Below are 26039 nucleotides of genomic sequence, written 5' to 3'. Positions count from 1 at the left end.
ACATTGTGGTACAAAAAAACGCCTTATTCTAACAAAACATCGCGTGCGAAGGAATGCTTTACCTGCGCCTTTACACTTTTTCCCATGTTCTGCTCAATGTCATGATAGCCACAATGACATTCACCGCATCTTTCATGCCTTCAAGCGTAATCAATTCATGCTTACTGTGAAAGTTATACCCACCGGTGAAAAGATTCGGGCAAGCTAATCCTTTTTCCGCTAACCAAGCGCCATCGCTACCGCCGCGAATGACTTTGTGATTTGGCGTAATTCCGCAGTGTTTCATGGCAAGATCCGCTAATTCGATAGATTGCGGCACGTTTTTTACTGTTTCGTACATATTTTTATAGCTATTGGTCAGCACCAGTTCAATCGGTTTTAGTAGGCGTTTTTGCTGATTAAATTGAGCCACTAAATCACGAATAAACTGTTTCCGCTTTTCAAATTCTGTTCCATCAAAATCGCGAATGAGATAATGCAGTTCTGCTTTTTCAATGTCGCCGGAAAAATGATTTAAATGGAAAAAGCCTTCTCGCTGAGCAGTGTTTTCGGGAGTTTCTGCCGGTGGAAAAGCGTGCTGAAATTCACAAGCCATGGTTAAGGCGTTAATCAGTTTATTTTTTGCCGAACCGGGGTGAATATGACGTCCGTAAAATGTGACTTTGGCAGAGGCAGCATTAAAGTTTTCATATTCCAATTCCCCCACGGCGCCACCGTCGATGGTATAAGTCCAATCGCATGGGAAATCCTCAAAAGGGAAAAATTGCATACCCAGCCCGATTTCCTCATCCGGCGTGAAGGCTACTCGAATATTGCCATGAGGGAGATTTTCCGTTTTTAGGCGATAAAGTGCGGTCATAATTTCTGCAATTCCGGCTTTATTGTCTGCGCCCAACAAGGTATTTCCATCCGTCACAATCAGGGTTTTACCAATGAATTGATGTAAGAAAGGATAATGGACGGGGCTGAGAAATTCCTCGCCGACACCTAACGCAATATCGCCACCTCGATAATTTTCAATCACTTCAGGATGCACGTTTTTGCCACTGCAATCAGGCGACGTATCTAAATGGGAAATAAAGCCAATCGTCGGTGCATTGGAATCCACGTTAGCCGGTAAATATGCCGTGAGAACACCGTGTTGACTCAACACAATGTCTTGCAACCCTAATGCCACCAGTTCCTGTTGCAGGTGTTTGGCAAGGGCAAGTTGACCGGCAGAACTCGGCGAAGTTTTTGCGCCCGGTTTAGATTGGGTGTCATACGTCACATAATTTAAAAAACGTTCCAATACAGGTTCTTGAGAGAATAAATCTTGCATGCGTGATGTTCTTCTTTTTTATTTTTACTAACAGAAACCAAGGTGTGTGTTTATTGGGCCATCAATGGCATAAAGCACCGGCAATAAACACCTTTTGCTTTCTATTTTAAAGCGGTCCACGCTACCACGCAAAACCTTTACATCGCACAATACTTAAGCAGATGCAGGATAAACCAAAATCACAGGAAAGCAGCACCATTATGCACTACACCTTATCGCCTTTTCATTGAGAAAAAACCGACTTTCCGCTACAATACGCCACTATTTTTATTCAAATAAACAGACTATGTCAGAAATTAAGTTAATTGTTGGACTTGGCAATCCCGGCGATAAATACGCAGACACCCGCCACAATGCCGGAGAATGGTTAATTGATCGTTTAGCGCGGCGGTTTAATGTCACATTAAATGCGGAAAATAAGTTTTTCGGGAACGTGGGAAAAACGCTGATGAACGGCAAAGAAATCCGTTTTTTGGTGCCGACAACCTTTATGAATTTAAGCGGCAAAGCGGTAGGCGCATTAGCAAATTTTTATCGTATTAAACCCGAAGAAATTTTAGTCCTGCATGATGAGTTAGATTTACCGCCCGGCAGCGTTAAACTGAAATTAGGTGGCGGACATGGCGGACACAACGGCTTAAAAGACATTGTTGCCGCATTGGGCAATAACAACAATTTCTATCGTCTGCGCATTGGGATCGGTCACCCGGGACACCGTGATTTAGTAGCAGGTTATGTGTTAAACAAACCGTCACCCAGTGAGCGCGAAGCACTGGAAAAAGCCTTGGATGAAGCGACAAGTTGCGTGGAATTGCTTTTCAAAGATGGCATCGTCAAAGCCACTAATCGACTAAATAGTTTTAAAATTTAACCGAAAAGTGCGGTCAAAAAACACGGTCAATTTCAACCGCACTTTTCTTCACCAATAAGGAAAAATTATGGGATTCAAATGTGGTATCGTGGGCCTGCCGAATGTGGGCAAATCCACCCTTTTCAACGCCTTAACCAAAGCCGGCATTGAAGCGGCAAACTATCCGTTTTGCACCATCGAGCCAAATACCGGCGTGGTGCCAATGCCGGATCCGCGTTTAGACGCCTTAGCAGAAATCGTCAAACCTGAACGCGTATTGCCCACCACCATGGAATTTGTGGATATCGCAGGCTTGGTGGCCGGTGCCAGCAAAGGCGAAGGTTTGGGTAACAAATTCCTCGCTAATATCCGTGAAACGGACGCTATCGGCCATGTCGTACGTTGTTTTGAAAACGATGATATCGTACACGTTGCGGGCAAAATTGATCCATTAAATGATATTGAAACCATCAACACCGAACTGGCGTTAGCCGATTTAGACAGCTGTGAACGTGCGATTCAACGTTTACAAAAACGTGCTAAAGGCGGCGATAAAGACGCGAAATTCGAACTTTCCGTGATGGAAAAAATCTTACCGGTGCTTTCTGAAGCAGGCATGATTCGTTCCGTGCCGTTGGACAAAGATGAGTTATTGGCAATCAAAAGCTACAATTTCTTAACCTTAAAACCGACCATGTACATTGCCAACGTGAACGAAGACGGTTTTGAAAATAATCCTTATCTCGACAAAGTCCGTGAATTTGCTGAAAAAGAAGGCTCTGTCGTGGTGCCGGTGTGTGCCGCCATCGAAGCGGAAATCGCTGAACTCGATGATGATGAAAAGCTCGAATTTTTACACGATCTCGGCATTGAAGAACCGGGCTTAAACCGTGTCATTCGTGCAGGCTACGCGCTTTTAAATCTACAAACTTACTTTACCGCCGGCGTAAAAGAAGTCCGCGCATGGACGGTTTCCGTGGGTGCGACCGCACCGAAAGCGGCTGCCGTCATCCATACCGACTTTGAAAAAGGCTTTATCCGTGCAGAAGTGATTGCCTACGAGGATTTCATCCAATTCAAAGGTGAAAATGGCGCCAAAGATGCCGGTAAATGGCGGTTGGAAGGAAAAGATTACATCGTACAAGACGGCGATGTCATGCACTTCCGTTTCAATGTGTAAAACAGTCTAAAAATGAACCGCACTTTAAGACACTAAAGTGCGGTTTTTTTATCTCTTATAAAGAAAATAACAGGTTGGCAAGACAAGCCACAAGATTGCGCTGATGATCACCATCAAGCTGAAATACCAGCGTTGCGTTTTATGACGAAAATGTTGTCTGCCTAAATGAATCCCGATAAACCCACCCAGCAAGCTCAATAGCAATAATGTACGCTCAGGAATGCGCCATTGTTGACGGATAGCGCGTTGTTTATCTTGCCACATCAAAAAATAAGCGGCGATATTCACCGCCGCTAATACTATGACCAAAAGTGAAATTGGCATTAAGCGTAAACCGGAAGACGTTTACAGATTGCTAATACTTTTTCTTTCGTTGCAGCAACCACTTGTTCTTCATTGTCTTTACCAAGTGCGTCTAACACATCACACATCCAGCCGGCAAGTTCACGACAGTCTTGCTCGTTAAAGCCACGACGGGTCACGGAAGGTGTTCCCACACGAATACCGGAAGTCACAAATGGTTTTTGTGGGTCATTCGGTACAGAGTTTTTATTCACGGTAATGTTTGCTTTACCAAGTGCCGCATCCGCCGCTTTACCGGTTAAACCTTGTTGAACTAAATCCACTAAGAACAAGTGATTTTCGGTACTGTTTGAAACCACCTTGTAACCGCGTTGTTTAAACACCTCCACCATAGCTTTTGCATTTTTCAATACATTTTGTTGGTAGATTTTATATTCCGGCTCTAACGCTTCTTTGAAACATACCGCTTTTGCCGCAATGATATGAACTAATGGACCACCTTGACCTGCCGGGAAAACAGCAGATTGAAGTTTTTTATACATCTCTTCATCACCGCTGGCGGATAAAATTAAACCACCACGTGGACCACCTAAGGTTTTATGCGTTGTTGTGGTAACAACATGGGCATACGGAAGTGGATTCGGATAGACGCCCGCCGCAATTAAACCGGCAACGTGTGCCATATCCACGAATAAATAGGCGCCTACTTCATCTGCGATCTCACGCATTTTTTTCCAATCAACCACTTGAGAATAAGCAGAGAAACCGCCCACAATCATTTTTGGTTTCACTTCATGCGCTTGTTTACGCAACGCATCGTAGTCAATCAAACCATCATCAGTAATGCCATATTGTTCTGCATGATAGATTTTACCGGAGAAACTCACGGAAGCACCGTGGGTTAAGTGGCCACCATGTGCCAAGCTCATGCCTAAAATGGTGTCGCCCGGATTCAATAACGCCATATAAACGGCCGCATTCGCCTGTGAACCGGAGTGCGGTTGCACGTTCACATAATCTGCGCCAAATAATTCTTTCGCACGATCAATCGCCAACTGTTCCACAATGTCAGCGTACTCACAACCACCATAATAGCGTTTGCCTGGATAGCCTTCCGCATATTTATTGGTGAATTGAGAACCTTGCGCTTGCATTACGCGCGGGCTGGCATAGTTTTCAGAAGCGATTAATTCAATATGTTCTTCTTGACGACGATTCTCATCTTGAATGGCTTGCCATAAAACCGGATCGTAATCAGCGATGTTCATGCTTTTTTTAAACATTGTGTTTTCCTCGTTGTTTGCATTATTTGCGTATAGTTTACCTGTTTCCAAGTAAAAACTTAATCAAAAATTTCGATCATATTTTTCATTATTACAATGAAAAACATTCATTTATCTAAATCGGGCTTTTTTCTTTCACTAATTTCTCAATTAGTTTAACTTCTTTTGTTTTCTCTCCAGCGCCCAGTTTACGGCATTGGCTGGTTTCTTTCGTATAAGTATTAAAATTGGTCATCCTTGTTGGGCTTTTTATTTTAATCTTCATATCCAAATGATTACCGCAGTTATTACAAGGTGAAACAAATTTCTTATCTAATTCTTTAAATTCTGGAGATTGTTCAATAATTTTCGCAACTAGTGGTGAATGGGCGGTTTTAAATAGACGATCGGTAAAATCATAACTTAACTTACCATCACTCGCCTGCCATTTAGCTTTGGCTTGCAATAAATAGCGCATCCAACCTTCTTTTGTATCAATCTGTGAAATGCCGCGTAGAAGCACAGTTTGATCCGGTCGATAAGTGACGTAATCAAAATGCTCAACAGGTAAAGGGGATTTGGCTGCAGGTTTTACATGGCCAATCCAATCGCCGACTAAGGCTTGTTCTTGTTCAGTTTGCTGATGAGCTACCGTACACCCTGAGAATAATACAGCAACAAGACCACCCAATATTAATTTTCTCATGAGATACTCCTTTTATTGACAGTAGAGATAACATTCATCAATACAAAGTAGGGAAAATTTTTTTTAATCCGGAATATGTAAAAGGCGGCAGTTACATAAATCATCACTCTCAAATTCGGATATTTCACCTGCAACCTTATTCGGAATTGGGAATAAACGCACAGTTAGCGGTTTATTTAAGCGAAATGCCATCGTTCCCGTATCACGCATAATAGCTGCGATGCTTTCAGCCTTAGCATTTCCCGCCACAGGAACCGTATCTAAACCGATACCACATACGGCGCTATAAGTCAGTAAAGCGCGAATATCAAAATAGTGTTTTTGTGTCCCTTCGGCTAAACCTAAATCCTCTGTCAGTGCCAACATTAATCCAGAAAATCCAACCAATGGTACACGCTGGATTGATTTAAAGACTTTTGTCAGTAAAGCAGAAACCTCTACTGAGCCAGCCGCACCAAAATAGGGCAATCCCATTAATTCATACACTTTTGTCATGGATGAACAATTTTTAGATGGTGCCGCCGAACTATCAATACCTGCAAATTCAAATTCACTTGATAATTTGACCGAACTTAACATCTCTAATACTTGATCTACATGATATTGCAGTGCTTGCGACATCGCTTGATAACAATCCGCATAAAATTGATTATGATGTGATTTGGGTACAGATTTTAATACTTCGACTAATAAATCAGGCGTTTCTAAACCAATGACAAAACTATTTGGTAAATGACTTAGATGATAACCGGCAGGGAAATAAGGAATAAATGGCTTGCAGTTAAAATTCACAGTAAAGTTAAAGTTACCTTCGCCACGTGGCGTGATATTTGCAATTCGTTGTACCGCATAAACAGATTGCTCGATAAGTTCATTATCTAACACACCATGTTCATCTAATGGCACATTAACACAAGCATTACACAAGTCGCCATAAGCCGCGATTAACTCTGGCAATAACGCAATTTCCTCTTTATTTCTCGCCGCGCCTATTGCAAATCGAAGACGAATTCCACTTTCATTAAATTTATTCAATAATTCCGTTAAATACTGCAAATCTGCTTTTGCTGTCTGCAAATTGGTTAAATCCAAATATTCACCAAAGGGATTGGTAATCACTCGAATCGATTGCAAGGTATAACCTGCTTTCTGTACAGCTGGCAATAATAAATCCACATCACGTTTTACCGAATAAAGTGCGTCTTCCCATTGCGTTTTATCTTTATGTAATGTCAGAAAAAAACTGATTGTGCGAAGACGACATAATTCCTTATTTTTATAATCCATTCGATCCCTTAACATTAAATGTCGTTATTTTTTCTGCTCACGTGCCACGGCGCGGTAGCCGATATCACGACGATAAAAACGACCGTTCCATTGAATTTGTTCAGCCAGTTTCAGCGCTTTTTGTTGTGCCTCAAATACGCTTTCACCTAATGCCGTAGCACAAAGCACGCGGCCGCCGTTGGTAACTAACTTGCCCGCTTTCGCTTCTACGCCCGCCAAGAAAACTTTCTCATTTTCGACCGCACTTTGAGGCAAACCGCTGATTTCATCGCCTTTGCGATAATCTCCCGGATAACCTTCTGCGGCTAATACGATACCTAAAGAGGCCTTCGGGTTCCATTGGGATTTCACTTCGTCCAATTTGCCATCACAGGCTTTAAGACAAAGCTCCACCAAATCCGACTCCAAACGCAACATAATCGGTTGGGTTTCCGGATCACCGAAACGGCAGTTAAATTCGATCACTTTCGGCTGGCCATTTGGCATAATCATCAAACCGGCATACAAGAAACCGGTGTAAACATTACCTTCTGCCGCCATGCCGTTGACCGTTGGATAGATCACTTCACGCATCACCCGCGCATGAATTTCAGGTGTCACCACCGGCGCAGGGGAATAGGCCCCCATGCCGCCTGTGTTCAAGCCCGTATCTTTTTCACCCACACGTTTGTGGTCTTGGCTGGTCGCCATAGGCTCGACATTTTTGCCGTCTACCATGACGATAAAGCTCGCTTCTTCGCCATCTAAAAATTCTTCAATGACCACCCGACTGCCGGCTTCACCAAAGGCATTGCCGGAAAGCATATCACGCACTGCCTCTTCGGCTTCCTGCAACGTCATCGCCACAATCACGCCTTTGCCTGCCGCCAAGCCATCCGCTTTAACGACAATAGGCGCACCTTTTTCACGCAAGTAAGCCAATGCCGGTTCGACTTCGGTGAAGTTTTGATATTCCGCTGTTGGGATTTTATGACGGGCTAAGAAATCTTTAGTAAAGGCTTTGGAACCTTCCAATTGCGCCGCGGCTTGCGTTGGTCCGAAAATGTTTAAACCGGCTGCACGAAACGCATCCACCACGCCAATTACAAGCGGTGCTTCTGGCCCTACAATCGTCAAACCAATGTGGTTATCTTGGGCAAATTTAACCAACGCTGGGATATCCGTTGCAGCAATATTCACGTTTTCGACCTTTTGTTCTAACGCTGTTCCTGCATTGCCCGGTGCAACGAAAATTTTATCGGCTAATGGAGATTGCGCCGTTTTCCAAGCCAGAGCGTGTTCACGACCGCCGTTTCCGATGATGAGAATATTCATAATGATCCTTGTATCTTTTTGAATTTAATCCCCTCTTTAGCAAAGAGGGGTAGGGGAGATTTGGCAGAAGTTATTTCAACCTCATAGTACATTTAGCCTCGTTTAAATCTCCCCCTCGCCCCCTCTTTACGAAAGAGGGGGGGAATAAGTAAGTCGCTCATTGAGCGAAGTTACGACATAAATTAATGTCTAAAATGCCGCATTCCGGTCAATACCATCACCATATTATGCTCATCTGCCGCATCGATGACTTCCTGATCGCGCATTGAGCCGCCCGGATGAATGACACATTGAATGCCCACTTTCGCCGCCGCATCAATGCCATCACGGAATGGGAAGAACGCATCGGATGCCATCACACAACCGGCTACTTCCAAGCCTTCATCCTGCGCTTTAATACCCGCAATCTTCGCGGAATACACGCGGCTCATTTGGCCTGCACCAATACCGATGGTTTGGTTATCTTTGGCATAAACAATGGCATTCGATTTCACGAATTTCGCCACTTTCCAACAGAATAATAAATCCTTCAATTCTTGTTCGGTCGGTTGACGTTTGCTGACCACTTTTAAGTCATCCAAGCTCACCATGCCTAAATCCGCATCTTGTACTAACAATCCACCATTCACGCGTTTGAAATCTAAACGTTGGGTACGGGCTTGCCATTCGCCACATTCAAGCAAACGGACATTTTTCTTACGTTTCACCACTTTAACAGCTTCTGCAGACACTTTCGGTGCGATAATCACTTCCACAAATTGACGTTCTACAATTTCATTTGCCGTTTTTTCGTCTAATTCACGGTTAAAAGCAATGATGCCGCCAAAGGCTGAGGTTGGGTCTGTTTGATAGGCACGGTTGTAGGCGTCTAAAATGTCTTTGCCTAAGGCCACGCCGCATGGATTCGCGTGTTTCACAATCACGCATGCCGGCTCATCAAATTCTTTTACACATTCAAGGGCGGCATCGGTGTCGGCAATATTGTTATAAGACAAAGCTTTACCTTGCAGTTGGTTTGCTGTTGCTACACTCGCTTCTTTTACATTGAGATCCACATAAAACGCGGCATTTTGATGGGAATTTTCGCCATAACGCATGGTTTGTTTACGTACGAAATTCAAATTTAACGTCCGTGGAAATTGACCGCACTTCGCCTCTGCATTCTCTTCAGCGGCAACATGATAAGGTTTCACCAACTGACCGAAATAGTTGGCAATCATGGAATCGTATTGTGCGGTGTGTTCAAATGCTTTGATGGCAAGATCAAAACGGGTTTCAAGCGTTAAGCTGTTTTGATGTTGATCCATTTCGGCAAGAATGGCATCAAAATCCTGATTATTCACAACAATCGCCACATCTTTATGGTTTTTCGCCGCAGAGCGCACCATGGTTGGGCCGCCGATATCAATATTTTCCACGGCATCTTCTAACGTGCAATTTGGTTTCGCCACGGTTGCGGCAAAAGGATATAAATTTACCACCACCATATCAATGCCTTCAATACCGTGTTGTTGCATGATGGCATCATCCGTACCACGACGACCTAAAATCCCACCGTGCACTTTCGGGTGTAAGGTTTTCACGCGACCGTCCATCATTTCCGGAAAACCGGTGTAATCGGACACTTCGGTTACCGGCAAGCCGTTTTGTTCTAACAGTTTTGCCGTACCGCCGGTAGAAAGCAGTTTAACACCGCGTTTTACGAGGCCTTGGGCGAATTCCACAATACCGGATTTATCGGACACGCTAAGCAATGCTTGACGAATGGGACGAGTTGATTGCATGAATAATTTCCTTTGATTTATGAAGTAAAATTTAAGGTGGCGTATTATAGCGCAAACGTTTGCGTTTAGGTAATCCGTTTTAAGCATTGCAATAGATTGCTTGTTTTTTATTCGTTTTAGAAACCTACTGAGGTAAATACGCCCAATGGCAATCTTGATGATAAAAGTTTTTAGTTAACGCCAACTTTAACGATAAAGTGCGGTATAATTCGGCACAATTTTAATATTAATGAACAACACATACCCATGACAGACTTCACTCAATTTGCCGATTTTGATCTCGCGCCCGAATTACTCAATGCCCTCCAGAAAAAAGGCTACCAACGTCCTACTGCCATCCAACAAGAAACCATTCCTGCTGCGATGGAAGGCTTTGATGTCCTCGGGTCGGCACCGACCGGCACCGGAAAAACCGCCGCGTTTTTGCTACCGGCGATTCAACACTTATTGGATTATCCACGCCGTAAACCGGGCGCGCCGCGTGTGTTGATTCTTACGCCAACCCGTGAACTTGCCATTCAGGTGGCGGAACAGGCGGAAGAACTGGCTTGCTTTACCAAACTCAGCATTGCGACTATCACCGGTGGTGTGGCGTATCAAAATCACGGCGAGATTTTCAATAAAAATCAGGACATTGTGGTGGCGACCCCGGGGCGTTTGTTGCAATACATTAAAGAAGAAAATTTTGATTGCCGCGCGGTAGAAATGCTGATTTTTGACGAAGCGGACAGAATGTTGCAAATGGGCTTTGGACAAGATGCAGAGAAAATCTCGGCAGAAACCCGTTGGCGTAAACAAACTCTATTGTTCTCGGCAACCCTTGAAGGGGATTTATTGGAAGATTTTGCCGATCGCACGTTAAACGAGCCGGTAAAAATTGATGCGGAGCCTAGCCGTCGTGAACGGAAGAAAATTCAGCAATGGTATTATCACGCCGACAGCAATGAGCATAAATTCAAATTATTGGCGCGTTTCATTGAGCAAGAGCAAGTCAGTAAGGGTATTGTATTCGTACGCCGTCGCGAAGATGTGCGCGAACTGGCGGAGAATCTGCGCAAACGCGGCATTCGCAGCACGTATTTGGAAGGCGAAATGGCGCAAACCCAACGTAATAACGCGATCGATAAACTGAAAAATGGCATAGTAACAGTGTTGGTCTCCACCGATGTCTCCTCACGCGGTATCGATATTGATGACGTCAGCCACATTATGAATTTTGATTTGCCGTACAGCGCCGATACTTATTTGCACCGCATCGGGCGTACCGCGCGTGCCGGCAAAAAAGGCACCGCCGTGTCTTTCGTGGAAGCGCACGATTATCGTCTGTTGGGAAAAATTAAGCGTTATACCCAAGAAATTCTGAAAGCCCGTGTGATTGAAGGTTTGGAACCACGCACCAAAGCGCCGAAAGACGGTGAAATTAAAACCGTCAGCAAAAAACAAAAAGCAAAAAAATTAGAAAAACGCGAAGCGCAAAAGAAAGCAACTAAAAAAGCCAAACAACGTCATCAGGATCGTAAAAATATCGGCAAACGCCGTAAACCGAGTGCAACGGCTCACTATGAAGTCGGGGAAAAATAACCCTGTTCTATCAAAAGTGCGGTTATTTAAAAACTTATTTTTTGACTGTCAAGAGGCGCAAGTCGGTTGACTGACTTGCGCCATTTTCTGTTATTTTTTCATTTCACTGTATTTGTCAATTCGCTTTTACGTCAAAATGACCATGCCCATGTCTAAAAAAGAGATGACGCAAACGTTTTCGTCTCTTTGATTTTCCTTTATAATAGCCCGCAATTTTTGTTTCAATTCAACCTTAAAGGTAATCCTCATGTTTCAAACTTTCCGTGGCTCACCTGCCCTTTCCGAATTCCGTATCAATGGCTTAATGCAAAAATTCCAACAGCAACAATTACCGGTGAAATCCGTGTATGCGGAGTATGTGCATTTCGTGGCATTAAATGCCGCCCTTTCTGCTGAACAGGAAGCCAAACTGAAAGCCTTGTTGCATTACGGGCCAACCCTTGCCGAACACGAAGCCAAAGGGGAAAGTTTTATTGTGATTCCGCGGGTCGGCACCATTTCTTCTTGGTCGTCCAAAGCCACCGATATCGCCCATAACTGCGGCTTAAATGAGGTGGAACGTATTGAGCGTGGTTTGGCGTATTACTTTGAATTGACACAGCCGTTAGATGAAAAAACAACGGAAAAACTGACCGCACTTTTACATGACCGCATGATGGAAACCGTGGTGCGCAAGGCAGATGAGGCGGAAGTGTTGTTCCGTCAACAAGAACCGAAGCCGTTCAAAACCGTGGATATTTTAAACGGCGGACGCAGTGCCTTAGAAAGTGCCAACGTAGAACTCGGTTTGGCATTGGCGGAAGATGAAATCGATTATTTGATGGAAAATTTCACCGCACTTGGACGCAACCCACATGACATTGAGCTGTATATGTTCGCGCAAGCCAACTCGGAACACTGCCGCCACAAAATTTTCAATGCCGACTGGATTATCGACGGCAAAAAACAGGATAAATCCCTGTTCAAAATGATCAAAAATACCTTTGAGAAAACCCCTGATTTTGTGCTTTCCGCGTATAAAGACAACGCGGCTGTGATGGAAGGTTCCAAAGCGGGACGTTTCTTCCCTGATCAAGACGGCATTTACCGTTATCACAATGAAGATACCCACATTTTAATGAAAGTGGAAACCCACAACCACCCAACCGCCATTTCCCCGTTCCCGGGCGCGGCAACCGGTTCCGGCGGTGAAATCCGTGATGAAGGCGCGACCGGTCGCGGCGCAAAACCAAAAGCGGGCTTGGTGGGCTTCTCTGTATCCAACTTATGCATACCAAACTTTGAACAACCTTGGGAAGCCCCGCTTTCCAAACCGAACCGTATTGCTTCCGCCTTAGACATTATGCTGGAAGGCCCCTTAGGTGGCGCGGCGTTTAACAACGAATTCGGTCGTCCGGCATTGCTCGGCTATTTCCGTACTTACGAACAAAAAGTGAATAGCTTCAACGGCGAAGAAGTGCGTGGCTACCACAAACCGATCATGTTGGCTGGCGGCATCGGCAACATTCGTGCCGAACACGTGCAAAAAGGCAACATTCCGGTGGGCGCAAAACTGGTTGTGCTTGGTGGCCCAGCCATGAACATCGGCTTGGGCGGTGGTGCGGCCTCTTCTATGGCTTCCGGTAAATCCAAAGAAAACTTGGATTTCGCTTCCGTACAACGGGACAACCCGGAAATGGAACGCCGTTGCCAAGAAGTGATCGACCGTTGCTGGCAGTTAGGCGGCGACAACCCGATTGCCTTTATTCATGATGTAGGCGCAGGCGGGTTATCCAACGCCATGCCGGAATTGGTGCATGACGGCGGCCGTGGCGGTAAATTTGAACTTCGTAAAATCTTAAGCGATGAGCGCGAAATGAGCCCGTTGGAAATTTGGTGTAACGAATCACAAGAGCGTTATGTGCTTGCCATTCATCCGGAAAAACTACCGCACTTTGAGGAACTCTGCCGTCGTGAACGCGCGCCTTATGCGGTGATCGGCGAAGCCACGGAAGAAAAACATTTAACCTTACACGACGAGCATTTCAACAACAATCCGATTGATTTACCGATGGGCGTGTTGCTCGGCAAAACCCCAAAAATGACCCGCGACGTGCAAACCGCTAGCGTTAACGGCGAACCGCTTGAACAAAGCCAAATTCAATTAAAAGAGGCGTTACATCGCGTGCTTCATTTGCCTGCGGTGGCGGAAAAAACCTTCTTAATTACCATCGGTGACCGCACGGTGACCGGCATGGTGGCACGTGATCAAATGGTCGGTCCGTGGCAAGTACCGGTGGCAGACTGCGCGGTGACCACAGCGACATTAGACGGCTACTACGGCGAAGCCATGTCCATGGGCGAACGCACGCCGGTAGCATTACTCGATTTCGCTGCGTCTGCCCGTTTAGCTGTGGCTGAATCCATTACCAACATTGCCGCTACGAACATTGGTGACATTAAACGCATTAAATTGTCTGCCAACTGGATGTCCGCCGCCGGCCATAAAGGCGAAGACGCGGGCTTATACGCGGCGGTGAAAGCCGTGGGCGAAGAGCTTTGTCCGCAATTAGGCTTAACTATTCCGGTAGGCAAAGACTCCATGTCCATGAAAACCACTTGGCAGGAAAATGGCGAACAAAAAAGCGTGACTTCGCCACTTTCTTTGATTATCAGCGCCTTTGCCCGTGTGGAAGACGTTCGCAAAACCGTTACTCCGCAATTACGCACTGACAAGGGACAATCCCGCTTGTTGTTAGTGGATTTGGGCGAAGGCAACAACCGCTTGGGCGCTACCGCATTAGCGCAGGTGTATGCGCAACTTGGCGACAAACCGGCGGATGTGGTCAACGCCGACACATTGAAAAACTTCTTTAACGCCATGCAGGAATTGGTGGCGCAAGAAAAATTATTGGCATATCACGACCGTTCCGACGGTGGTTTAATTGTTACCTTGGCGGAAATGGCATTTGCCGGACATTGCGGAGTGGCAGTGGATATCAGTGCCTTGGGCGACAACGATTTAGCCGTGTTATTTAACGAAGAATTGGGCGCAGTGATTCAAGTGCGCGACAGCGATTTAAGTCTCGTGCGCGATGTCTTCGCTAAACACAATGTGTTGCATTTGGTGAAAGAATTAGGCGCCGTTACCGAAGACGACGAAATCGAAATCACCCGCGGCAACAAAGTGTTACTCAATGAAAAACGCTCAGAATTACGCGGCATTTGGGCGGAATTGACTCATCAAATGCAACGCTTACGGGACAACCCGGAATGTGCCGACCAAGAATTTGCGGCGAAGAAAAATCCGCAGGACAAAGGCTTCTCCGCCTATTTAACCTACGACCCAAGCGAAGACATTGCCGCGCCTTATATTGCGACCGGAAAACGTCCAAAAGTGGCGGTGTTGCGAGAGCAAGGCGTAAACAGCCATGTTGAAATGGCAGCGGCATTTGACCGCGCCGGCTTTGAGGCCATCGACGTTCACATGAGCGACTTGCATAATCGCCGTTATGATTTGCAACACTTCAACGCCTTAGTGGCGTGTGGCGGCTTCTCTTACGGCGACGTGCTCGGCGCCGGTGGCGGTTGGGCGAAATCCATTTTATTTAACCCGCACTTACGGGATCAATTCAGCCAATTCTTTGAACGTGAAGACACGCTCGCACTTGGCATTTGTAACGGCTGCCAAATGCTTTCCACCTTGGCGGAAATTATTCCGGGTACGGAAAACTGGCCACGTTTCGTGCGCAATAAATCCGAACGTTTTGAAGCCCGCGCCGCCTTGGTTCGCATTAATGAAAGCAACTCGCTGTGGTTCCAAGGCATGGCAGGTTCCCACATGCCAATTGCCGTTTCCCATGGCGAGGGCAGAGTGGAATTTAAAACACCCGCAGATTTGACCGCACTTCAAGCACAAAACTTGATCGTTGCGCAATACATCGACAACAACCTCAATCCGACAGAAGTGTACCCGGCGAACCCGAACGGCTCCGCCCTTGGCATCACCGCCCTTTCTAACACCAACGGCCGCGTCGCCATCATGATGCCACACCCGGAACGCGTCTTCCGCACCGTGAGCAACTCATGGCATCCGGAAGAGTGGGGAGAAGATGGCGCTTGGATGCGGGTGTTTAGGAATGCGAGGGTGGTGTTAGGTAAAGCGTAGCTATTAATTCTTATTATCTTAATATATAAAACAATAATGGAGAAAATATGAAAGCCAAGGAACTTCTATTAGCTGGAGGTCAACTAAGCCGTAAAACTAGAACAGTTAAAGATTTAACTCGTTTTATTTCTACAAGAGAGAATAAAGATACATCTAATTATTCTCTTTTTCTTGGTGCGGGAGCTTCAAAGAGCTCTGGAATAAGCACTGCATTAGAATTAATTGATATATGGAAAAGAGAATTATATGAGCGTTTTGAAGATAAGCAATTTGAGCCAACCGATGATTATAAAAACATTGAACAGTATTTCGAGCATAAACATCCTAGTTGGTTTAACTCTGTTAACCCTTATTCATCATTATTTGAAAAAAAATTTGATTTACCGTCTCAACGTAGGAAGTTTGTAGAGCAACAAGTAGGTAATAAATTACCTTCTATAGGTTATGCATATTTAGTTTCTCTTGTTGAGAAAGGTTTCTTTAATACTATTTTTACTACAAATTTTGATGATCTATTAAATGAATCTTTTTATCAGTTATCTAGCACTAGACCAATAGTATGTGCACATGATTCTTCTGTTCATTCTATTTCAATTACTTCAAAAAGGCCTAAAATACTAAAATTACATGGCGATTATTTGTTTGAAAATATTAAAAGCACATTAAGAGAAACAGAATCTTTAGAACAAAATATAAAAGATAAACTAATTGAATTTTGTAAAGAATTTGGCTTAATAATATTAGGGTATTCAGGAAGTGATAGATCTATTATGGATGTGTTAGAATATCTTGTGAAAACAGATAACTATGTAAAAAATGGGGTGTATTGGTGTTTTAGAAAAGAGGATGAGATTAATCAAAGCGTAATGAATCTTTTGTGGAAAGATAAGGTTTATCCAATAATTATAGATGGATTTGATGAATTTTTTGCATCGCTATATAATGAGCTCACTGGTGAGTATGGAAAATTATTTAATTCTGATAAAGAATCTCAACGAGATAAAATAATATCTAAAATTATGGATAATTTTTCAAGATCAGATAATGAGATTATAAAAAGAGAACTAGAAGAACTATATAAAAGTAGAGATAAAGTAGATATATCTAATTTCTTAAATATTAAAAGCAGTGATAAATCTAAGGAAAAAATAAGTCTAAAGAATTTTAGAAATATATTAGAAGTATCGGAGAAAGCAAAAGTCGACCCTAATGAAGCTTATTTATTATGTGAGAGATATTTTAATGATTTAAGTACTAAAGATGATCAGGAAAGATATATAAAAAGACTAATTGATCTTGCATTAATGTCAGATCAAAAGAGTCAGGCTATGCATTGGGCTAATGAATTAATTAATTTAGATGAGTTTTCTGATGAACACTATTTAATAAAACTAAGTTTAATTAATGACTTAAACGAAAAAAATAAATTTCTTAGTAATTCTATAAAAAAATTAAACAAGTCATATTCCTTATTAAATAAACAGAGTGATTTATATTTTTCAATGATGAGAAACGATTCATCTTTAGATTACTTTTCCGATATAGATAAAAATATTAACTTAAGTTTAAAGTTGAATCCTTCTCTTTATAACAAGGCATTTTTACAAAAACATAAATTACTTACAGAGAGGTTAAATAAAGAGGATAATGAAAAAGATAAGAATAAATATGAAGAAGAAATTGATAAATTAATTAAAGATATGAAATCATCAAATAAGAATAATATAAATTATATTATAATTAGATCTCTAGAGGCAGAGAGGATATCCAAGGAAAGTAACGCCATTGAAACTATTAAGGATATTATTTCAACAAGAGATAAAAAAGAAAGATCTTCGAAAGAGAGAATTAATGAAATTATCTCAAGTTTACTTGAGAAAATACTATCATTTGAAGATTCTAACGGATACGGGGAGGCTCATAAAGATTTTTATGACTCTATTAAAGAAGATAACTTAGAAGAGTATACATCAAGAACCTTAATTCATAAATCTTTGTATGATTTCTTTTATCGGAAAGATATTGATTTAGCTCGTAAGTATTTAAGATTTGCGATGAAAAAAGAAGATATAGATGATGAATTAGAATTAATTTTAGATGCATCATCAATCATTGATATTAACTTCTTAAAAGAAATAGAGTCCTATATAGAAGATATTAAATATGGATTAAAACAAAAATATTATTTTAGTTTAAAAGATAAGATTTCTTCTATTAAAGGTGATTTTGATAGCGCTTTATCATTTATTGAACAGGAAAGAAAGTATGATGGAGATTTTAGAGAATATTTAATATCAAAAACATACTATTTATTAAAGCTAGGTAAATATCAAGATGTTATAGATGTTTTTAATAAAAATAAAGGAGAATTCAAATCAAATAATTTTGATATTTTTAAAATAAATTACCTTATTGCAAAAGGAAAATTAGATGGAAAAATTAATGAAGATGAAATTAACAAAATTAACTCAAGAACAAAAGATGAGCATTTAAAAGTGGCAACTTCTATTTTGCTCCAAAACAAAAAAGAACAAGGTTATTCTAATTTGAAAAAACTAATTAATAAGAATCCGAAAGAATATTATGTTGTGAAGAATTGGGTGTTCATTGATGAGAGCAAAATATTAAGTTTCAATCCCGCTCCACAATAGTGCGGTTTCCCCCACGATAGCGCAAGCGTCCACGCTTGTGCTTTTTTATTTTAGTTACAGGCACAAGCGTGGACGCTTGCGCCATCATAGGGGCTATCGTAGAGGATTGTTAATTTTAGGCTTATGACATCTTCTTGATATTACCTTGCTGCGTGGTGAACAAGGCATACCATACAATCGTGAGGAAAAAGTAAAATAAATTCCCTGAATTATGGGCGAAGAAGCTTTGGCTTAGGCAGTAAATCATCACGGCGAGCACATGAAGGGTGCCTAATGTGGCAATTAATTTTGTTTCTGCGGAGTCGCTTTTTAAGCCCGGCATAAAACGGCGTAGCGGTATAACAAAGATTGCTAAAAAGGCGACTAATCCAACGATGCCACGCTTAGAAAGATCATCTAAATATTGATTGTGTGCATGCGTAAATTGCCCGGCGTATTGGCTGATGATGCCTTGTTCGGCTAACTGGTGGCGTTTTTGGGGCGCGCCTTGTGTTCCCCAGCCCAATATCGGCTTTTCTTGTACCATGATGAAGACGGATTTCCACATATCAAAACGTGCGCCGACAGAGGTAGAACCGTTATCCTGTTCTAAATATTGTTGAATATCATCTTGCGCTGCCGCAAAACGCTCACTCATACGATTATTTGGCATTTGCGCAATACCAATGATGGCTATAGCAAACAAACCAATCAAGGTAATAAAAAATGTTTTTGATAAATTACGGCGATACATCCAAAGTAATGCAATCAAGAGAATGGGCAATGCCGGCCAACCGCCACGCGCGGTAGAAAGAATACTGCCCAAAATGCCAAATAAGGCGGCTAGAATGCAAAGCGCGGACTGTTTTGGTTGTGTTTTTTGCCAAAAATACAGCGCAATAGCCATGCTAAATAACCCCAATGACATGGCAATGTCACCGCCTTGAATATACATGATTCGTGAACTAAACGCGGCTTCACTTTGTAATATAAACTTATCATAGATTGCCATGAAACCTGCCAATACACTGCCTAAAGGAACGCTCCATAAAAAGGTCGAAAGTTTAGGTGGTGTCTTAAGCAAAAGAAGAAAAGCAGGAATCAGCAATATTGCCCGGCTTGGATTATCTAATTCGCGTATTTTTCCATCATGAATTAACCAAGAAAGCACAAAAACAGAAAAATAAAAGAGTAACGTCCAAATCAGCCATTTTGTCTCTTTCGTGAGAGCAAAAGGCATTTTTTTGAATAAGCAATAAACGCTATAGCCAAGCCCTAATAGCATCAGCGCCATCGGTGCAACATTGTAGCCGCCTTGGAACGTTAAGGCGGATAAAAAGAAAAAACCGACACAGACGTTGATAAATAGGGCGAGCTTATCATGTTTTAAATCAAACATAAGCCTCTCTTAAACAAGAAATAAATAAAAAACCGCACTAAAAAGTGCGGTTACATTTTAATGTGTTTTTTTCAATTATAAAACGTCAACGCAGTTTAAGTCTTCGAAAGATTGTTCTAAACGTTTAGACATAGATTCTTCCATTTTGCGTAACCAAACGCGTGGGTCGTAGTATTTTTTGTTTGGTGCATCAGGACCTTCCGGGTTGCCTAACTGACCTTGCAAATATGCTTCGTTCGCTTTGTAGAAGTTGAGAATACCGTTCCAAGACGCCCATTGGGTGTCGGTGTCAATATTCATTTTAATTGCGCCGTAGCTAATCGCTTCACGAATTTCTTCACGGGAAGAACCGGAACCACCATGGAACACGAAATTGATTGGTTTTGCCGGAAGGTTGCGTTCTTTCGCGACGAACTCTTGGCTTGCACCTAAGATAGATGGTTTTAATTTTACGTTACCCGGTTTGTACACGCCGTGTACGTTACCGAATGCGGCTGCAACGGTAAAGTTCGGGCTGACCGGATTTAATTGGTCGTAAACATAAAGCACATCAGATGGTTGGGTGTAAAGACGAGATTCATCTGCGCCGGAGTTGTCCACACCATCTTCTTCGCCACCGGTAATACCGATTTCGATTTCAAGGGTCATCCCCATTTTGTCCATACGAGCAAGGTATTCACGGCAGATTGCCATGTTTTCTTCCATTGGCTCTTCGGAAAGGTCAAGCATGTGGGAAGAGAATAATGGACGACCGGTTTCAGCAAAGTGTTTTTCACCAGCTTCAAGTAAACCATCGATCCATGGAAGTAATTTTTTCGCCGCATGGTCGGTGTGTAAAATCACCGGTACGCCGTATTCTTTGGCTAAAGTATGAACGTGTTTTGCACCTGCAATGGCACCTAATACGTCTGGACGTGCACCGCTGGTCGGTTTGATGCCTTTGCCTGCGTAGAATGCGGCACCGCCATTAGAGAATTGAATAATGACCGGCGCTTTCACGCGGGCAGCCGTTTCTAATACAGCATTCACGGAGTCGGAGCCGACGCAGTTTACGGCAGGAAGTGCGAAGCCGTGTTCTTTTGCGTATGCGAATACTTTTTGAACATCTTCACCGGTAAGCACGCCCGGTTTGACGATATCTAATAATTTAGCCATTTTCGTTTTTCCTTTTGTGTTGGGTGGGTTGCTCCCACCATTTGAAGAATTTGTTTTACGTTTTTGATTGATAGCGCGCATCAGCAGACACGTGCTATGACGATCTTATGCAGAAAAAGTGCGGTTAGTTTTTCGCACGTTTTTCGAGGATTTCTACTGCCGGTAACACTTTACCTTCAACGAATTCTAAGAAAGCGCCGCCGCCGGTTGAGATATAGGAAATTTTATCTGCGATACCGAACAGGTCGATAGCAGCAAGCGTATCACCACCGCCCGCAATGGAGAATGCATCGCTGTTGGCAATGGCGTGAGAAATGATTTCTGTTCCTTTGCGGAAGTTCGGGAATTCAAATACGCCCACTGGGCCGTTCCATAAAACGGTTTTCGAATTTTTGATAATTTCGGCAAGTTGTTCCGCAGATTTATCGCCGATGTCGAAAATAGATTCGTCATCTTTCACTTCGGTCACGGATTTTTCTGTCGCAGGTGCGGTTTCAGAGAATTCGGTGCCCACGCGAACATCAACCGGTACAGGAATGTCTGTGCTTGCCGCTAATTCTTTAGCAACCGGGATTAAATCGGCTTCGTATAAGGATTTACCTACGTTGTGGCCGGCTGCGGCAATGAAGGTGTTGGCGATACCGCCACCCACGATAATTTGGTCGGCAATTTTGGAAAGTGAGTTTAACACTTCTAATTTAGTGGATACTTTAGAACCACCCACGATAGCCACCATTGGACGTGCAGGTTCTTTTAATGCTTTACCTAGCGCATCAAGTTCTGCAGCAAGCAATGGGCCTGCACAGGCAACCGGTGCAAATTCTGCAACGCCGTAAGTAGAGGCTTGTGCACGGTGTGCTGTACCAAAGGCGTCCATGATGAACACATCACAAAGTGCGGCGTATTTTTTACCTAATTCAGGATCATTTTTCTTTTCGCCTTTGTTGACGCGCACGTTTTCTAATACCACGATTTCACCGGCGTTCACTTCAACACCATCAAGGTAATCGCGTACTAAGCGTACCGGGACATCAAGATGTTCGTTTAAATAATCAACAACAGGTTGGAGGGAATCTTCAGGTTTGAATTCACCTTCGGTCGGACGACCTAAGTGAGAGGTAACCATCACTTTTGCGCCTTTTTCTAAGGCTAATTTTAAGGTTGGGATGGTGGCACGGATACGCGCATCGGATGTGACTTTACCGTCTTTTACCGGTACGTTTAGGTCGGCACGGATAAATACGCGTTTACCATTCAAATCTAAATCGGTCATTTTAATTACTGACATAATTTACCTCTCTTTACTGGTTAAAATTAAAAATAAGAACTGTTGGCATTATACCTGTAACTGAGTAGCTTGTAACCTGAATTCAAGGGTTCAACTTTAGGATTACACATTTCATTGATCCATGTCGAATTATTGAATTAATAGCCGGTTCGACTACTTGGGCAATCCATAATTTGCCAGTCTAAATCGTAACAAATAAAGAGTTCATTACGTGCGGCGCCCAAGTAAACATTCTTTAATTGCGGGTTGTTTTTTCGCATCCATTTAAACAGTTCGGTACGGCTTAATTCATAGTTCGGTAGCTTTAAAGTGCGGTATAAATTTTTGATTTTTTCAAAATAATCTTGCGCATTGTTAAACATACACGCGCCGTGTTTTTCCCACTCGCCTTGTAATAAGGCGGCGCTCGGTACTTCCGGCAAATAGCGTTCAATCAGGTCTTGCGGTAATTGCGGTAAATCGCCCTGACAAAAACGCGGGTGATCGGAGACTCTTCGGGCTTGTTTGTTTTGTGACCACAACCCATGCACAATCCAACCGAATTGTTGGGTTAAGCCGCATTGATATTGCAAAGAGGTTGGCAAATTATCGCCGTATTGTTGACGTTGCCGTTCACAAAATGCCGGCGACCAAGATAACACGAGGGTGTAATAATCGGTTTGTGCCTGTTTATTTTGCCCGATAGGATCGTTTTTCATGACGTAATCGTAATTACGATCAACAACCACCTCCGCCGCTTGTTTCTGTTGGGAAAAATAATACCAACCGGCAAGTAAAAACATTAAAAATGCCACCACAAAAAAAGACAGTAGCAACATACGTTTCTCGTTCATAAAATTCCTTTCACTTTGTTAATGTATTGATTATAATCCGACCCTTTCATTTTCCCCGAGGACGCTATGGCTCTACTCATCACTGACAAATGCACGAACTGCGATATGTGCTTGCCGGAATGCCCGAATGAAGCAATTTCAATCGGCGATGAGATCTATGTCATCGATCCCGAACTCTGCACCGAATGTGTCGGTCACTACGACACGCCCACCTGTCAAAAAGTTTGCCCTATCAGCAAATGTATTATCACTGACCCGGATCATGTGGAAAGCGAAGAACAGCTGTGGGAACGTTTTGTGTTAATTCACCACGGGGACAAACTGTAACGCGTTTGAAAGTGCGGTGAAAAAAGAGGGCGTTTTTACCCGCCCTAACTTTTCTCGCTTTATCTAAAATACCATTTCGCCAGCAAAATGCCGGCATTGACCGATACGTTTAAGCCATTTTTCAGTGGGCTGGCAAACGCCAAACGAACCTGTTCATCGCTTTTCTCTGATAAAGCCTCTGTCGAACCTTCGCTCAGTACAAAAACCGTTTTATTTTTTAACCGCACTTTATCCAATGCTGTGGCGTTTTCATCGCTGCTCACGTGAAGGATTTGATAACCGGCTTGGCGTAATTGAGAAAGCGCATTGCGGGTGTCATTGGTCTCCAACACTCGCACGTATTCTGCGCCGCCTTCTGCGACACGTAACGTCACGGCAGAATTAAGGCTTTCAGCGTTTTCTACCACCATATTTTTCACCCCGAAAAAGGCACAAGTACGTAAAATACCACCAATGTTTTGTGCGTTGTTCACATTATCTAACAATACCAAGCAATCTTCTTGATGAGGCACATCGAGATAGCCTTGCAACGTAAACGGATGCGCTTTTTTTACCAACATACAAATGCCACCGTGGTGTTCTGTGCCGCTGACTTTGATCATCTCGTCGTTGTCCACAATGTGATACACCTTTTTATTGGTCGCTAAATAACTGCAAATATCCCCAATTTTATGCGCCATTTGTACGGTTGCCCACAAGCGCACCATGCTCCCCGGGCGTTGTTGGAATAAGGCTAAACACGCATTTTCACCATACACTTTCATTTCTTCTGCGCGATTCTTTTTGATTTTTTCCGGTGCGCGTGGTGACAATGGGCCGGTCTTTTTCTCTCTCGGCTTATCATCGAAACGACTGCTTTTGACGGTGACTTTCACGTTGCCTTCCGCACCACCTGCTTTTTTCATGGTGCTTTCGGCAATATGTAAGGTTTTTTCTTGGCTTTCAGCGTGTTTAAATTTTGGCTTAGTATTTCTGTCGTTATCTCGCTCTCTGCGAAATTCTTGGTGAGAATCGCTTTTTGAGGAAAAGTGCGGTCGATTTTTATCGCGTTTTTGACGGTCGTCACCGACAGTGCGTTCGGAAAAAGTACGGTTGTTTGATTTGAAAGTCGGTTTGTTTGAATTTTGGTTCATAGTTGTGTTGCCGATAGGGTGGATGAATGGAATAAATTTGCGCTGTTGGCAATAAATTTGTGAGCATTATAACGAAAACCAGCCTTTTTTCTACCAAGGGGGGCGATAAATATTGTAAACTATTGCCCCAATTAGGTTCCGACTCATTGAGTACAACAGAGAACAGATTTTATGTTTAGAGATAAGATAAAACGGGCTCAAAAGCGTCTTGAAAGCCTGCCATGTTTAGCTTTACAGGCGGAACAAGTTGAATTTATTTACAGCCCAATGGCATTTAAAAATGAAATTATTCAACTGATCAGACAGGCGAAAACGCGTATTTTTGTGACCGCACTTTACTGGCAAAATGACGAAGCCGGGCAAGAAATTCTCGATGAAATTTACCGTGCGAAACAAGATAAGCCTGAACTTGAAGTGAAAATTTTAATTGATTGGCATCGTGCGCAACGCAATTTATTAGGCGCGGAAAAGAGTGCAACGAATGCCGATTGGTATTGCGAACAACGTCAAAAATATCAACTTGCCGATGACCCGAATCTATTTTTCGGTGTGCCGATCAATACGCGCGAAGTGTTCGGTGTGTTGCATATTAAAGGCTTTGTTTTTGATGACACCGTGCTTTACAGCGGCGCCAGTATCAATAACGTGTATTTGCAACAAAATGAAAAATACCGTTATGACCGTTATCAAAAAATCACCCATCCGCAGTTGGCTGACAGCATGGTGGCTTTTATTCGTGACTTTTTGTTGAATAGCGATGTGGTGTTGCCGTTGGATAGCATTAACCGTCCGAAAACCAAAGAAATTCGACAAAATATCCGCTATTTCAGAAAAAATCTTGCGCTTAATGGGCAATATACTTTTGAAAGTGCGGTTGATTTTGGCAACGAATTAACGGTAACGCCGTTATTTGGTCTCGGTGGGGCAGGCAATGTATTAAATCGGACGATCGAAGATTTATTCCAGCTGGTCGATGAAAAGCTCACTATTTGTACGCCGTATTTTAATTTCCCGCGGACATTGCAACAAAAAATCCGCCAGTTGCTACGTAAAGGCAAAAAAATTGAAATTATCGTGGGCGATAAAGTGGCGAATGATTTCTACATTCCACCGGAACAGCCGTTCAAAATGGTGGGGGCGTTGCCTTATTTGTATGAAAACAATTTACGCCGTTTTAGCAAAAAATTTCAACGTGAAATGGAACAAGGTCAGCTGATCATTCGGACCTGGAAAGATGGTACGAACACCTACCATCTAAAAGGCGTTTGGATTGACGATAATTATATTTTGTTGACCGGTAATAATCTGAATCCGCGTGCGTGGCGCTTGGATGCGGAGAATGGCTTATTTATCCATGATCCGAAACAACAACTTTTACCTCAAGTCATTCAGGAGTTAGCCTATATTCGCCAACATACCACGTTGCTTCAACATTACACGGAGTTGGAAGAAATGGCTCAATATCCGGCGCCGGTGCAAAAATTATTGAAAAAATTTGCCCGCATTAAAGCGGATAAGTTAGTGAAGATGATTTTGTAA

19 protein-coding genes are annotated in these 26039 nt (G+C 43.0%); 7 read left to right on the top strand and 12 right to left on the bottom strand.

The window, feature by feature from the left end; translation table 11 throughout:
* Positions 1–70: 70 nt before the first annotated feature.
* Positions 71–1321: a peptidase T gene (pepT, locus tag J5X96_RS09415; RefSeq protein WP_209363351.1), complete on the bottom strand. Its 1251-nt coding sequence runs from the start codon at positions 1319–1321 to the stop codon at positions 71–73.
* A 286-nt stretch (positions 1322–1607) separates the two neighbouring features.
* On the opposite strand from pepT, the gene pth reads away from it, so the two are divergent.
* Together pth and ychF are read left to right on the top strand one after the other, a co-directional pair.
* Positions 1608–2192, top strand: coding sequence for an aminoacyl-tRNA hydrolase (gene pth / locus J5X96_RS09410; protein WP_209363349.1), 585 nt, complete (start codon positions 1608–1610; stop codon positions 2190–2192).
* Positions 2193–2259: 67 nt separating this feature from the next.
* Positions 2260–3351, top strand: a complete 1092-nt coding sequence (ychF, locus tag J5X96_RS09405; protein WP_209363347.1) for a redox-regulated ATPase YchF — start codon at positions 2260–2262, stop codon at positions 3349–3351.
* Positions 3352–3399: 48 nt separating this feature from the next.
* On the opposite strand, the gene J5X96_RS09400 is transcribed toward ychF, so the two are convergent.
* The 6 genes from J5X96_RS09400 to purH form a co-directional block, all read right to left on the bottom strand.
* Positions 3400–3675, bottom strand: coding sequence for a DUF1294 domain-containing protein (locus J5X96_RS09400; RefSeq protein WP_209363338.1), 276 nt, complete (start codon positions 3673–3675; stop codon positions 3400–3402).
* Entirely contained in the window at positions 3675–4937 is a 1263-nt protein-coding gene (gene glyA / locus J5X96_RS09395; protein WP_209363336.1) for a serine hydroxymethyltransferase, read from the bottom strand. The genes J5X96_RS09400 and glyA overlap by 1 nt, the downstream gene beginning before the upstream one ends.
* 115 nt (positions 4938–5052) lie before the next feature.
* Positions 5053–5622, bottom strand: coding sequence for a hypothetical protein (locus J5X96_RS09390; protein WP_209363334.1), 570 nt, complete (start codon positions 5620–5622; stop codon positions 5053–5055).
* A gap of 63 nt (positions 5623–5685) precedes the next feature.
* Entirely contained in the window at positions 5686–6909 is a 1224-nt protein-coding gene (locus J5X96_RS09385) for a DUF711 family protein (protein ID WP_209363332.1), read from the bottom strand.
* Between the two features lie 24 nt (positions 6910–6933).
* The gene (gene purD, locus J5X96_RS09380; RefSeq protein ID WP_209363331.1) at positions 6934–8223 is read right to left on the bottom strand and encodes a phosphoribosylamine--glycine ligase; all 1290 of its coding nucleotides are present in this window, start codon (positions 8221–8223) and stop codon (positions 6934–6936) included.
* A 182-nt stretch (positions 8224–8405) separates the two neighbouring features.
* Entirely contained in the window at positions 8406–10007 is a 1602-nt protein-coding gene (gene purH / locus J5X96_RS09375) for a bifunctional phosphoribosylaminoimidazolecarboxamide formyltransferase/IMP cyclohydrolase (protein WP_209363329.1), read from the bottom strand.
* Between the two features lie 246 nt (positions 10008–10253).
* Between purH and srmB the strand changes: the two genes are divergently transcribed.
* The 3 genes from srmB to J5X96_RS09360 all read left to right on the top strand — a co-directional run bounded on the left by srmB (position 10254) and on the right by J5X96_RS09360 (position 18386).
* Positions 10254–11588: an ATP-dependent RNA helicase SrmB gene (gene srmB / locus J5X96_RS09370; RefSeq protein ID WP_209363327.1), complete on the top strand. Its 1335-nt coding sequence runs from the start codon at positions 10254–10256 to the stop codon at positions 11586–11588.
* A 247-nt stretch (positions 11589–11835) separates the two neighbouring features.
* Positions 11836–15735, top strand: coding sequence for a phosphoribosylformylglycinamidine synthase (gene purL, locus J5X96_RS09365; protein WP_209363325.1), 3900 nt, complete (start codon positions 11836–11838; stop codon positions 15733–15735).
* Positions 15736–15782: 47 nt separating this feature from the next.
* On the top strand, positions 15783–18386 hold the full coding sequence (locus J5X96_RS09360; RefSeq protein ID WP_209363323.1) for an SIR2 family protein: 2604 nt from the start codon (positions 15783–15785) through the stop codon (positions 18384–18386).
* A gap of 121 nt (positions 18387–18507) precedes the next feature.
* Here the strand turns inward: J5X96_RS09360 and J5X96_RS09355 are convergent, their stop codons facing one another.
* The 4 genes from J5X96_RS09355 to J5X96_RS09340 form a co-directional block, all read right to left on the bottom strand.
* Positions 18508–19764: an O-antigen ligase gene (locus J5X96_RS09355; RefSeq protein WP_209363321.1), complete on the bottom strand. Its 1257-nt coding sequence runs from the start codon at positions 19762–19764 to the stop codon at positions 18508–18510.
* A 75-nt stretch (positions 19765–19839) separates the two neighbouring features.
* Positions 19840–20919: a class II fructose-bisphosphate aldolase gene (gene fbaA / locus J5X96_RS09350; RefSeq protein WP_033002671.1), complete on the bottom strand. Its 1080-nt coding sequence runs from the start codon at positions 20917–20919 to the stop codon at positions 19840–19842.
* A 124-nt stretch (positions 20920–21043) separates the two neighbouring features.
* Complete coding sequence (pgk, locus tag J5X96_RS09345) at positions 21044–22207, bottom strand: phosphoglycerate kinase (RefSeq protein WP_209363319.1); 1164 nt, start codon at positions 22205–22207, stop codon at positions 21044–21046.
* A gap of 137 nt (positions 22208–22344) precedes the next feature.
* Complete coding sequence (locus tag J5X96_RS09340; protein ID WP_209363318.1) at positions 22345–23040, bottom strand: ribonuclease T; 696 nt, start codon at positions 23038–23040, stop codon at positions 22345–22347.
* A gap of 66 nt (positions 23041–23106) precedes the next feature.
* On the opposite strand from J5X96_RS09340, the gene J5X96_RS09335 reads away from it, so the two are divergent.
* Complete coding sequence (locus J5X96_RS09335) at positions 23107–23367, top strand: YfhL family 4Fe-4S dicluster ferredoxin (protein ID WP_032997744.1); 261 nt, start codon at positions 23107–23109, stop codon at positions 23365–23367.
* A 59-nt stretch (positions 23368–23426) separates the two neighbouring features.
* Here J5X96_RS09335 and J5X96_RS09330 read toward each other — a convergent pair whose 3' ends face one another.
* The gene (locus tag J5X96_RS09330; protein ID WP_209363316.1) at positions 23427–24500 is read right to left on the bottom strand and encodes a tRNA/rRNA methyltransferase; all 1074 of its coding nucleotides are present in this window, start codon (positions 24498–24500) and stop codon (positions 23427–23429) included.
* Between the two features lie 171 nt (positions 24501–24671).
* Here J5X96_RS09330 and pssA point away from each other — a divergent pair, with 171 nt between their 5' ends.
* Complete coding sequence (gene pssA, locus J5X96_RS09325) at positions 24672–26039, top strand: CDP-diacylglycerol--serine O-phosphatidyltransferase (protein WP_209363314.1); 1368 nt, start codon at positions 24672–24674, stop codon at positions 26037–26039.

Source organism: Aggregatibacter sp. 2125159857 (assembly GCF_017798005.1).
Taxonomy (GTDB): Bacteria; Pseudomonadota; Gammaproteobacteria; order Enterobacterales; family Pasteurellaceae; genus Aggregatibacter.
This window is presented reverse-complemented; position numbering and strand designations above follow the sequence as displayed.